This is a genomic window from Variovorax humicola, from assembly GCF_037889915.1.
Taxonomy (GTDB): Bacteria; Pseudomonadota; Gammaproteobacteria; order Burkholderiales; family Burkholderiaceae_C; genus Variovorax; species Variovorax humicola.
The window spans coordinates 207,588-219,740 of the sequence record NZ_JBBKZV010000004.1; the positions used below are offsets into that span (position 1 = coordinate 207,588).

A 12,153-nucleotide genomic window follows, 5' to 3' on the forward strand; every position below is an offset into this window, starting at 1 on the left:
ATGAACCACCCCCGATGCGCCTGCGGCGCCTCCCCCTCGAGGGGGCGCACCCAGCGGCCCGGCAAAGCCGGTTCCGCGGGTGCCCACGAACAGACCTCGCCGTGCTCGTCCAGGTTTCATGCGTCGAGGAAGACGCTCCGCACCATGGGGCACTGACATGGACCAGACCTTCTGCTGCGACGCCCAACGCCGGATCGACGTCGCCAATTCGACCACGCTGAACGGCATCGACTTTCTCGAAGTCGTCGACGTCGGCAAACAGTTCCAGCAAGGGCTGCGCGTGCACTTCCTGCGCGCACCTGCACCGGCAGGCATCGTGGCAGCGAACGTCGCGATCAGTGGCGGCGAACGCATCACCGGACTCTTCATCGACCAGCCGCCGAAGTACGACGGGGACGCGCTCGTGCTGCACGTCAACGCGGCCGGCGACTTCTCCACCTACACGCTCAGCCTCGTGCAACCCGATGGCAGCGGGCTGCCGATGACGGGAATGGACCCGGTGCTGTCGCAGGCGGCGTTCTCGTTCAAGATCGACTGCCCCTCGCCGTTCGACACGTCCGCAGCGCCCGCTTGCCTGCCGGTCGTCCAGGCCGCGCCCGAACTCAACTACCTGGCCAAGGACTACGCCGCCTTTCGCCAGTCGCTGCTCGACCGGCTGGCCGTGCTGGTGCCGGACTGGAACGAGAGCCACGTCGCGGACTTCGGCATCACCGTCGTCGAGTTGCTCGCCTACGTGGCCGATGCGCTCAGCTACCAGCAGGACGCCGTTGCCACCGAGGCCTACCTCGGCACGGCCAGGCTGCGCACCTCCGTGCGGCGGCATGCGCGGCTGGTCGATTACTTCATGCACGAAGGCTGCAGCGCGCGCGCCTGGGCCATCGTTGCGGTGAGTGGCGAAGGCGTGTCGCTGCCCGCCGGCACGCCGCTCGTCGGCAATCCGAACGGCCTCACGGGCGCGCCGGTGATACCGACGCTCGGCTATGCGGCGGCGCTGGTGGGCAATCCGACGGTCTTCGAAACGGCACAAACCGCGACGCTGTTCGCATCACTTGCCACCATCGGCTTCCACACCTGGGGCGACCGGCGCTGCGCATTGCCGCGCGGCGCCACGCGGGCCACCTTGCGCGGGCGCTTCGCGCAACTCAAGGCCGGGGACGTGCTGGTGTTCGAGGAAATGCTGGGCCCCGAAACCGGCCTGCCCGCGGACGCCGATCCGCAGCACCGCCAAGCCGTGCGCCTCGTCACCGTTGCCTTGAACGACGCCAACGGCAGGCCGCTGTCGGACCCGCTCTACGACCAGCCGGTGACCGAGATCCAATGGGCCGATGAAGATGCGCTGGCGTTCCCGCTGTGCCTCTCGGCCCGCATCGCGCAAGGCAGCGCGGAGACCGACGTGGCCGACATCAGCGTCGCACATGGCAACGTCGTGCTGGCCGACCACGGGCGGCACATCACCACGCGGGAGACGCTGGGCAGCGTGCCAGCGCCCGCGCTGTTCCGCGCACCAGCCGACACGGGCCTGCCCTGTGCCGACACAGAGCTCGAACCCGTGCCTCCGCGCTTCCGCCCGCGACTCGCGCAGGCGCCGCTGACGTGGGCCATGCCGGCCGACCCCAACGACCTCGCGTCATCGGCCGCCGCCCTGTCGAAACCCTCCCCGGCACAGGCGATTCCCGCAGTGCAACTGCAGAGCCGGCTCAGCGGCCTGCAGCGCGACTGGACCCCGAGGCAAGACCTGCTGGGCAGCAATGCCGAGGACAACGATTTCGTGGTCGAGCCCGACGATGCCGGCGCTGCATGGCTGCGCTTCGGCGACGGCCTGCACGGCCGCCGGCCGCCATCGGGAACGCGCTTCAGCGCGATCTACCGGATCGGCAATGGCCGCGCCGGCAACGTCGGCGCGCAGACGCTCACGCAGATCGTCGCCGACAACCCGGCCATCCTGGGCGTGCGCCAGCCACTCGCCGCGCAGGGCGGCACCGACCCCGAGAGCATCGCCTCGGTGCGCGCCAAGGCCCCCTTCGCGCTGCGCACCCAGCAGCGCGCCGTGACCGTCGACGACTACGGCCGTGTCGCTGCGGCGCTGCCCGGCATCCAGAGCGCCGCGGCCACGATGCGATGGACGGGCAGTTGGCACACCGTCTTCATCACCGCCGAGAAACTCGGCGGCGGCGCTCTGACGGACGACGACAGGAACGCCATCAAGAAAGCCCTCGAAGGCCTGCGCATGGCCGGCCACGACATCGAGGTCGAAGCCCCGATCCCGGTGCCGCTCGACGTCAGCATGCGGGTGACGGCCAAGCCCGATTATTTCCGCGCCGACATTGCGCGCGCGGTGGCCCAGGTGTTCAGCAGCCGGATGCTGCCGAACGGCAAGCTCGGCTTCTTTCACCCCGACAACTTCCGCATCGGGCAGGACGTGTATTCGAGCCCGCTCTATGCGGCGGCGATGGCCATCGACGGCGTCGCGTCGGTGCAGATCACGCGCTTCCAGCGCCGCGACGCGCCGGGCCGCGCCGCGCTGGACAGCGGCATGCTCGCCATCGGCCGGCTCGAACTCGCGCGCCTCGACAACAACCCGGACTTCCCGGAACGCGGCGTCTTCGACTTCAGCGTGGGAGGTGGCAAGTGACCACGCCCTCGAGCGACCTGGACGTCTGCGGCGCCTGCGCCGGTACCGCGCCGCAAACGCCTGCGCCCGTGACCAACCGCGCCGGCCTCGCGACCATCGCGCGGCGTGTCGGCACGCAGCCGCAGTTCAAGCAGACGATGGAGTCCCTGCTGGGCAACCTGCCCGAGTTGCGCACGCGCTCCGATGGCGACTTCACCATCGGCCTGGTCGATGCGTGGGCCGGCATCGCCGATGTGCTGACCTTCTACCAGGAGCGCATCGGCAACGAGTCCTACCTGCGCACTGCCGGCGAACGCCGTTCGCTCACTTGGCTGGCCGAACTGGTCGGCTACGTGCCGCAGCCCGGCGTGGCGGCCGGCACCTGGCTGGCCTTCACGATGACCGCCGCGCCCGGTGCGCCCGCCACGGCCCCCGGGCCCGTCGAGATACCCGCAGGCACTCGCCTGCAGAGCGTGCCCGGCCCCGGCGAATTGCCATTGACCTTCGAGACCACGCTCGCCGTTCCCGCGCGCGTCGAGTGGAACGCTTTCCGGCCCAGCCTGTCCAGGCCGCAGCCGGTGTCCGCCGACATGCCCAGCATCCTGTTCAGCGGTGTCGGTACCGGCCTGAAGCCCGGCGATTCGCTGGTGATCGTGCCGGACGACGAAGGCAGCCGGCCCGTCTTGCGCACGGTGGCGACGGTGACGCCGATGCCTGTGCAGCAGCAGACGCTGGTGTCGCTGCGCCCCCTCGTCACCGCCGCGCCGCGACCGCCCCGGCTGCCGGTGCGCATCCCCCTCGCGCAGGGCATCGACCGCGCCATCGAGACGCTCGCGCTGCAGCGCATCCAGCCCCGGCCGCTGGACATCGCGGTGTCGCGCATTGCGCCCACCAACTGGTCGATGCTGGCGAGCCGCGCCACCGTGCAGGCCACGCCGTTCGTCGCCCGTGCCGCCGACCTGAGGTCTTTCGCCTGGCGCTGGCGCCTGCGTCCACGCGACCTCTTCGCCAGCCTTGCGGCCTGGCAGCCGCCGGCGACGCCGGCTGTCTACGCCTTGCGCACGCGGGCCTCCTTGTTCGGCCACAACGCGCCCGACACGCGCAGCCTGCCCACGCCGATCAACACGCAGTATTCGGGCGACCGCGTCGGCGGCGGCGGCGACTGGCAGCCGCAGACCACGCGCCAGCAGCCCGTGCTCGACACGACCTATCCGCGCATCGCCGCCACGCGCGACGACGCGCCCAGCTTCGCCGCCATGACCTGGACCGACGCGCAAGGCCCGCACTGGCTCGTCGCCAGCGTTGACAGCACCGCGGAAACCGGCATGTCCAACTTCACGCTGACCGGCAAGGCCACCAGCCTGAACCTGAGCCTGCTCGGCGAAAGCGACGAGGGGGCCGTCGACATCACCTTCAACAACTTCGCCGTCTACCGCGGCACCAGCGTGCTCGCCGAAAGCGAGCCCCTCGTGCTCGCACGCCTGCCGCGCAGCGACGAGCCGCTGGCGGCCGACAGCGTGATCGACCTCGACACCTGGGTCGACGGCCTCCATGCCGGCCAGAACATCGTCGTCACCGGCGAGCTGGACGCATCGCGCGGCACCACGGCCAGCGAGGTCGTGCAGATCCTCGAAGTCGACCAGGTCATCGCGGCCGGCGGCTACACCAGCCTGACGCTGGCCAGCGCGCTCCTCAACGCCTATGTGCGCGACACCGTCACCATCAACGGCAACGTGGCAGCGGCGACGCACGGAAGCACCGTGCAGGAGGTGCTCGGCAGCGGCGATGCGACACGCGCCTCGCAAAGCTTCACCCTGCGCCAATCGCCGCTCACGTACGTCAGCGCGCCGACGGCCAGCGGCGTGGCTTCCACGCTGGCGCTGCGCATCAACGGCGTGCTGTGGAGCGAGCGGCCCAACTTCTTCGGCAGCGCGCGCGGCGACCGCATCTACACCACCCGCCTCAACGACGACGGCACCACCACCGTCACCTTCGGCGACGGCATCAACGGCGCGCGGCCCGCCAGCGGCAGCGAGAACATCGTTTCCAGCTACCGCAAGGGCATCGGCGCGGCCGGCAACATCGCGGCAGGAAGGCTGAGCCTCCTGCAGGTGCGCCCGCTCGGCGTGCAGAGCGTGACCAACCCGGTCGATGCCAGCGGTGGCACCGACGCCGACGGCCCCGAGGACATCCGCACCAACGCCGCGCTCACCTTGCGGGCACTCGACCGCATCGTCTCGCTGCAGGACTACGAGGACTTCGCGCGCGCCTTCGGCGGCATCGCCAAATCGCTGGCCACCTGGAGCTGGCACGGCCAGTCGCGCGGCGTGTTCGTCACGGTGGCCGGCATCGAGGGCGCCGACGTTCCGCCCGACAGCCCCGTCTATCAGAACCTGCTGGCAGCGATCGCGGACGCGGCCGAGCCGAACGTGCCGGTGCGCGTGGCTTCGTACCGCCGCGCATCCTTCACCTTCGGCGCGACGCTGATGGTCGACCCGGCACGGGACATGAACGCCGTCCTCGCCGCCGCCGACGCCGCCGCGCGCGCGGCCTGGGCCTTCGATGCGCGCGCCTTCGGGCAGCCGGTGCCGCGCAGTGAAGTCATCGCGCTGCTGCAGGCCGTGCCCGGCGTCGTCGCGGTGCGGCTCTCGGACTTGCGGCGCACCGACAACGCGCTGTTCGAAGTCGCCCTGAGGCACCTGGTGGTGTTGCGCGAGAACACGCAACTCAACGCCGCCCTGCCCCAGCTCGCCGAGGACAACACGATGCTCGCCGCGGAACTGCTCACGCTCGATGCGCGCCCGCTCGACCTCAAGGCCATCTGGGCCGAGGCCCCGCCCACCGGAGCGACGCCATGACCCCGCTCGACGGCAACGCCCTGCTGCAACTGCTGCCTTCGCTCTACCGGCTGCGCGACGCCGAGCGCGGCAACGTGCTGGCCCGCCTGCTCGACGTGCTCGCGCATCCGGTGCAGGTGCTGCAGGAAGACCTGGCCCAGCTCTACGATGACCAGTTCATCGAAACCTGCGCCGACTGGGTCGTGCCCTACATCGGCGACCTGATCGGCTACCGCCAGCTGAACGGCGTGACGGCCGCCATCAGCAGCCCGCGCGCCGAGGTGGCCAACACCATCCACCTGCGCCGCGGCAAGGGCACCGTGACCGTTCTTGAGGGGCTCGCGCGCGACGTGACCGGCTGGGATGCGCGTGCCACCGAGTACTTCCTGCAGCTCGCGCTGACGCAGCACATGAAGCATGTGCGCCCCGGCGCTGGCGGTAACCTCGATCTGCGGCACGAGGCTGTGCTCGAACGCATCGGCACCGCCTTCGACGCCACCGCCCGCAGCGTGGACGTGCGCGGCATCGGTGCCTGCGGCGGGCGCTTCAACCTGCCCCACCTCGGCATCCACCTGTGGCGCCGGGCCAGCACCGGACTCACGCGAGTCAGCGCATTCCAGGTCGACGCCCTGCGCTGGTTCTTCAACCCGCTCGGCGCCGACATGCCGCTGTTGCGCGACCCGCAGCCGATGCCCGGCGATGCGCCGCGCGCGACCGAGTCCAACCTGCCGCTGCCCATCACGCGGCGCGGCCTGGCGGCAAGCCCTGCCGCGTTCCATGGACCCGATGCGTCGCTCTTCATCGAGGGCCTGGCCGACGGTACCGTGCCGATGGCGGCCGACCTGTCCAACCTCGACGCCGCGGGCACGCAATGGGCGCACACCGCGCCGGCCGGGGCGGTCCTGGTCGACCCCGAACGCGGCCGCATCGTGTTCGCGCAGGCACCTGCCGCGCCGGTGGTCGTGCGCTTCCACCACGGCAGCGTCTCCGCCCTGGGCGGCGGCGAGTACGAACGGCAGGACACGCTGAACCTGGCGCTGGCGCCGGTCGTCCCCGCGGTTCAGACGCCCGGCGGCTTGCAGGCGGCGCTGACCCAGGTCGCGGCCGGCGGCGCCGTCGAGGTCGCCGGCAGCCTCACGCGCGTCGAGACGCCCGCCATCGCGCTCGCCGCCAATGCCGTCGTCGAATGGCGCGCGGCCGACCAGAGCCGGCCGGTGGTGCAGTTGTCGGGCGCGCTCGAAATCAGCGGCGCCAACGGCTCGGAGCTGACACTCAACGGCCTCGTGATTGCCGGCGGCGCACTGCATGTGGCGGCCACCGCGTCGGGCGGAGCGCTGCGCAGCTTGCGGCTCGTCCACTGCACGCTGGTACCCGGCATGGCACTGGCTGCCGACGGCAGCGCGCAGCAAAAGCCCGGCACCCCCAGCCTGATCGTCGAGACGCCGGGCACCGTGGTCGAACTGGACCACTGCATCGTCGGCGCGCTGCGCATCCACGAACTGGCGAGCGTGTCGCTCACCAGTTGCATCGTCGATGCCGGCGACCCGGCGGCCGTGGCCTTTGCCGCACCGGACGGCAGCGGCCCGGGCGCGCCATTGAGCGCCGACCAGTGCACCGTCATCGGCCGCATCCACACCGAGGCACTGCAGTCCGCATCCAACTGCATCCTCCATGCGCAAGCCGCAACCGTCGCCGAGACGCCAGCCTGGCCCGCGCCCGTGTGGTCGGAGCGGCGCCAGGAAGGCAACGTGCGCTTTTCCTACCTGCCGCTCGAGTCGCTGGTGCCGCGCCGCTTCCGCTGCCAGCCGGCCGCAAGCGCCGACCGCACGCGCGTCGTGCCGATGTTCAATTCGCTGCGCTACGCCGACGCAGCCTATGGCCAGTTGAGCCGGCGCTCCGCCGCCGAAATCCTGTCCGGCGCCGACGACGGCGGCGAGATGGGCGTCTACCACGAGGTCATGGCACAGCAACGCGAGAGCAATCTGCGCCTGCGCCTTGCCGAATACCTGCGGGTCGGCCTGGACAGCGGCCTGCTGTTCGAGACCTGAGCCGCCGAGGGGAGAACTCCGATGAAAGCCGACTTCAGCCGCAACACGTTCGACCCGCGCAAGCACTACGCCGCCGTGCTCGAACAGCAGGGCCGCGTGCAGCTCGACGCCGATCGCAACGAACAGCACCAGATCGACGCGCATCGCAGCGCGAGCGTGGCGCGCGACGTGATCGGGCTCAGCGGCGCGCCCAACGCGGGCGGCGGCTTCGGCCTGCGCTTCACCGCCGACGGGACCGACCTCGCGATCACGCCCGGCCGCTTCTACGTGGACGGCCTGCTGTGCGAGAACGATGCCGACGACGCTTTCGTCTTCACGAGCAACGGCGACACCAACGCCACGCTGCCCATACCGCGGCCCGAACTGGCCCCCTTCGCGCCAGGCCAATGGGTGGTGCTCAGCGCCGCCGCCGGAACGCAGCAGCAGTTGCGCATCACCAGCGTGAGCCCGACCGACACCGGCGTCGTGCTCGGCTTGTCCGGAGCCATCCAGCGCCCCCCGCCACCCGCAGCCCCCGCGACCGGCCCCTTCACCGGCACGCTGCAACGCACCGCCACCTACCTCACGCAGCCGGACTTTCCGAACCCCGACCATGCAGGCACGTCGACCACCGGGGCGGCCATCCTCTCGCTGGCCAACGGGCTGTACGTCACCTACCTCGACGTGTGGGAACGCCACGTCAGCGCGCTCGACGATCCCGCAATCCGCGAGACCGCGCTCGGCGGCCCTGACACCGCCGCCCGCGCCAAGACGGTCTGGCAACTGAAGCTGCTGCAGGTCACGCCACCCTCAGGGTCGGCTGCGGCATGCGGCACCGCATTCCCCGAATGGGATGCGCTCGCCGGCGTTGGCAGCGGCAGCCTCGCAGCACGGGCCGCGCCGTCACAGGGCCAGGCCGGTCCCTGCCTGATCCCGCCCGGTGGCGGCTACCAGGGACTGGAGAACCAGCTCTATCGCATCGAGATCCACGACAGCGGCGCCGACGGCACCGCGACCTTCAAGTGGTCGCGCGACAACGGCAGCGTCGTCACGCCGGTGCAGTCCTTCAACGGCAGCACGCTGACGGTCGCCAGCACCGGACCGGACGACGCACTGGGCCTTGCCAACGGACAGTGGGTCGAGATCCTCGGCGACTTCGAGGAGCTGCATGGCGTGCCCGGGCAGATGATCCAGATCGCCACGGTCGACCCGGCGAAATCGACCGTCAACTTCGCATCGCCACCGCGCCCGATCGCCACGAACCTGCATCCGAAGATGCGGCGCTGGGACGGTGCCACCGGGCTGGTCGCGATACCGGCCGGCGGCAGCGGCTGGATCGACCTCGAAGCCGGGGTGCAGGTCGCGCTGACACCGGGACAGTTCGCATGCGGCGACTATTGGCTGGTTCCGGCCCGCGCAGGCGCCGCTGCCACTGTCGAATGGAACCACGCGACGCCGCAGCCGCCGCAGGGCGTCCATCACCATCTCGCGCGCATCGGCCTCCTGAACTGGACCGGCACCGCCGCGAACAGCACCCTCAATGACTGCCGCCCCGCCTTCGCACCCCTGACCGACATTCCGCCTGCGCTGCACATCACCAGCATCAGCTGGCAGAACGACGACGTGGTGTCGCTCGCCCAGTTCGCGGCGGGCTTGTCGGTCACGCTGGACGGCGCACCGATCGCGCAGTATTCGGTCACGCTGCAGAACACGCCCACGCTGCTGTCGCTGATGACAGCCAACGACAGCTCGATGGTCGTCACCATCGAGATGCCCATCGCCGTGCCGAACCAGCCGGCCGGCGCCAATCCGCCGCCGACGATGCCGGCAACGGTCGTGCTTTCCGGCAGCCCGATCTCGTGGAACCCCGCCACGAACAGCCTCACCTGGATGCCGAGCGCCGCCGCGACCACCATCGTCAACAGCGCCACCGGCGGCCAGGCCCGCGTGCGCGTGCGGCTCAAGGGCGACTTCGTCTGGGGCGACCAGGGCCAGCAGCGCCTGTACCTGGACGGCGCCACGCGCGGCCGGCCCGGGCTGAGCACTTCGCGTCCCAACACCCTGCGCACCGACCTCGCGCTGCCTTCGGGGCTCGGACGCCGCAGCAGCGATTTCGACAGCTGGTTCCTGCTGCAGTTCGCCGACACGCCGGTCTCGCTGGGGTCCTTCTTCATCGCACCCGGCACGATCATCGGCGGCGGCGCCCCCGTGGCCCAGGTGCAACTGGCCAGCGTGGCGAAGGCGGCCGTGAACGTGGCCTTGACGGTGACGAGCCAGCCGCAGATCGCGGTCACCGTGGCCAGCCCGGCCGTGGTGCCGATCGGCCAGTCGAACGTCAACGTGCCGGTGACCATCAATGCGCCGGCGTCGAGCAGCCTGGTCACGGTCACCGCGACAGTGCCGCCGGTTCCGAATTCGCCGCTGACCACGACGCTGTCCGCCAGCGTGCTGGTGGTGGTGGTGAGCGTCGGCGTATCGCCGCCGAGCGCGTTGCTGCTGGTCGGCGCGACGCAGCGCTTCTCGGCAACCGTCAGCGGCGTCGGCCTCGCGCTGCCGGACGGCATCAGCACCGCCGTGAACTGGAGCTGCAGCGGCGGCGCGATCGACCGCACCGGCACCTACACGGCGCCAGGCGTTGCCGGCAGCTTCACCGTCACCGCGACCAGCGTGGCCGATCCGACCAGGAGCGCCCAAGCCGTGGTCACCGTTCGCACCAAGGGCAAGGACAAGGACAAGGACGCCAAGGAGACCAAGGAAACGAAGGAAGTGCGCGAGAAGGTGTCGGACGTGGTCACCAAGGTCTCGGACGTGATCAGCAAGGTGTCGGACGTGACGCCCAAGACGCGGGACGTGATCTTGCAGCCGTTGGCGCCGCGATCGGTGGCGGCGCCGCCGGCGACCCGCAGCGCGTTCATCACGCCGGAGGAACGGCCGCAAGTGGGGGCAGCGCCCGCTGCGAAAGCGGACCAGCCGGTCGCGCCGGACGATGCCCCCGCCGCAAGCGAGAAAAAGCCGGCGGCGAAGGCTGCCGCCAAGCCATCCAGCAAGCCGCGCAAGAAAAAATGAAAGACCCTGTCCTGCTCGTACTGGCCGACGAATGCGACAGCGCCGCGGCGGCCTTCGTCGCGCGCCACCGCGGCGAAGGTGCGCGCTTGCTGGCGCCGGCGGACCTGTCGTCGCCGGGCTGGTCGTATCGCGTGGGCGATGCGTCGAACTCCGTCGCCATGGTGGCTGGCGAGCGCATAGCCGCCGAGCAACTGGGTGGCGTGATGACTCGCCTCGCAGGCATCTCGCCCGCGCACCTGCCCCACGTCGTCGAAGCCGACCGCGAATACGTCGCCGCGGAGATGAGCGCCTTCCTGCTCGCCTGGCTCAGCGCGCTGCCCTGCCCCGTGTGGAACCGGCCGGCCGCGCCTTCGTTGTCGGGGCCGGCGTGGCGCTGGGAGCAGTGGCGGCAGTTGGCGACGCAAGCCGGCCTGAACGTCGCACCATCGCATCGTGTGGTGCAGCGCGAGGCACAAGCCGCCGCTCCTGCGCCGGCAACATCCCGCTGCAGCGTCGTCGGAAGCAAGGTGATCGGCACCGCGTCCGCGCGGCGGCGCCATGGTGCACGCCGCCTGGCCGAGGCTGCTGGCGTCGAGCTGCTCGAGCTGTTGTTCGATGGCGATGACGACGATGCCACGCTGGTCGGCATCGGCCTTCACCCGAATGTCGAAGAACCGTCCATCAGCGCTGCCGTGATCGAGGGTTGGCATTCATGACCGCACCGGTGCTGCTCTGGGGCTCGCCGCACGACGTGCCGCTCGCGGCCGTCTGCACCGCGCTGAGCCATCTCGGCACACCCATGTTCCTGGTCGACCAGGCCCGCGTGCTCGAGACCGCGCTCGCCTTCGACGCCGACACCGGCGATGGCTGGCTGCACGTCGGCGACCAGCGTTGCGACCTCGGGGCGGTACGCTCGGCCTACATCCGCCCCGACGCCTGGGATCGCACCGACAGCGTCGCCCGCGCCGGCCCCGGCAGCGCGCCGTGGCTGTATGCATCCGAGGTCGAGGATGCCGTCCTCACCTGGCTCGAACTGACGCACTCGCGCGTCGTCAATCGCCCCGCCGCCATGGCCTCGAACGGGTCCAAGCCCTACCAGATCGCGCTGATCCGGCAGGCTGGCTTCGACGTGCCCGACACGCTGGTCACCAACGACCGCGAGGCGCTGCGCGCGTTCCACGCACGGCACTGCCACATCGTCTACAAGTCGAACAGCGCCGTGCGCAGCATCGTCTCGCGCTTCTACTTCTGCAACGACGATCGCCTGGCCCGGCTCGCCACCTGCCCCACGCAGTTCCAGCAATACATTCCCGGCCCGGACTACCGCGCGCACGTCATCGGCGACGAAGTGTTCGGCCACCGGATCGACTGCGACGCGGACGACTACCGCTACCCGGGCGCCCTCGCCGCGCGGATGCGGCCATGGACGGTGGACGCAGCCCTGGCCGACCGCCTGCGCGCCCTCGCCGCCTCGCTCGGTCTCGCCATGGCCGGCATCGACCTGCGCCGTTCGGCGGACGGCGCATGGTTCTGCTTCGAGGTGAACCCTTCGCCCGGCTTCACCTTCTTCGACGACGACGAAGCGCCCGTGCTGGCCCGGGCCACGGCGCGCCTGCTGAGCCGGCCCTGAGAA

At 70.8% G+C, this 12,153-nt stretch carries 6 protein-coding genes; all 6 read left to right on the forward strand.

The annotated features are described in order from the left end of the window. Positions 1 to 157 precede the first annotated feature (157 nt). Genes WKW80_RS09750 through WKW80_RS09775 form a run of 6 tightly spaced genes read left to right on the forward strand, consistent with a single transcriptional unit; the run spans position 158 to position 12,150 of the window. Positions 158 to 2,632 carry a putative baseplate assembly protein gene (locus WKW80_RS09750; RefSeq protein ID WP_340363369.1) on the forward strand — a complete coding sequence of 825 codons (2,475 nt, stop codon included), beginning with the start codon at positions 158 to 160 and terminating at the stop codon, positions 2,630 to 2,632. Then, the gene (locus WKW80_RS09755) at positions 2,629 to 5,469 is read left to right on the forward strand and encodes a putative baseplate assembly protein (protein WP_340363370.1); all 2,841 of its coding nucleotides are present in this window, start codon (positions 2,629 to 2,631) and stop codon (positions 5,467 to 5,469) included. The genes WKW80_RS09750 and WKW80_RS09755 overlap by 4 nt, the downstream gene beginning before the upstream one ends. Beyond that, positions 5,466 to 7,496 carry a hypothetical protein gene (locus WKW80_RS09760; protein WP_340363371.1) on the forward strand — a complete coding sequence of 677 codons (2,031 nt, stop codon included), beginning with the start codon at positions 5,466 to 5,468 and terminating at the stop codon, positions 7,494 to 7,496. Before WKW80_RS09755 ends, WKW80_RS09760 begins: the two co-directional genes overlap by 4 nt. A 21-nt stretch (positions 7,497 to 7,517) precedes the next feature. Further along, the gene (locus WKW80_RS09765) at positions 7,518 to 10,541 is read left to right on the forward strand and encodes a DUF6519 domain-containing protein (protein WP_340363372.1); all 3,024 of its coding nucleotides are present in this window, start codon (positions 7,518 to 7,520) and stop codon (positions 10,539 to 10,541) included. Beyond that, positions 10,538 to 11,236 carry a hypothetical protein gene (locus WKW80_RS09770; RefSeq protein ID WP_340363373.1) on the forward strand — a complete coding sequence of 233 codons (699 nt, stop codon included), beginning with the start codon at positions 10,538 to 10,540 and terminating at the stop codon, positions 11,234 to 11,236. The genes WKW80_RS09765 and WKW80_RS09770 overlap by 4 nt, the downstream gene beginning before the upstream one ends. Further along, positions 11,233 to 12,150 carry an ATP-grasp domain-containing protein gene (locus tag WKW80_RS09775; RefSeq protein WP_340363374.1) on the forward strand — a complete coding sequence of 306 codons (918 nt, stop codon included), beginning with the start codon at positions 11,233 to 11,235 and terminating at the stop codon, positions 12,148 to 12,150. Before WKW80_RS09770 ends, WKW80_RS09775 begins: the two co-directional genes overlap by 4 nt. Positions 12,151 to 12,153 lie beyond the last annotated feature (3 nt).

Excerpts from the sequence above, each read along its gene's own strand:
- WKW80_RS09765 (WP_340363372.1), top strand. The coding sequence starts at position 7,518 with ATGAAAGCCGACTTCAGCCGCAACACGTTCGACCCGCGCAAGCACTAC.
- WKW80_RS09770 (WP_340363373.1), top strand. The coding sequence starts at position 10,538 with ATGAAAGACCCTGTCCTGCTCGTACTGGCCGACGAATGCGACAGCGCC.
- WKW80_RS09775 (WP_340363374.1), top strand. The coding sequence starts at position 11,233 with ATGACCGCACCGGTGCTGCTCTGGGGCTCGCCGCACGACGTGCCGCTC.
- WKW80_RS09760 (WP_340363371.1), top strand. The coding sequence starts at position 5,466 with ATGACCCCGCTCGACGGCAACGCCCTGCTGCAACTGCTGCCTTCGCTC.
- WKW80_RS09750 (WP_340363369.1), top strand. The coding sequence starts at position 158 with ATGGACCAGACCTTCTGCTGCGACGCCCAACGCCGGATCGACGTCGCC.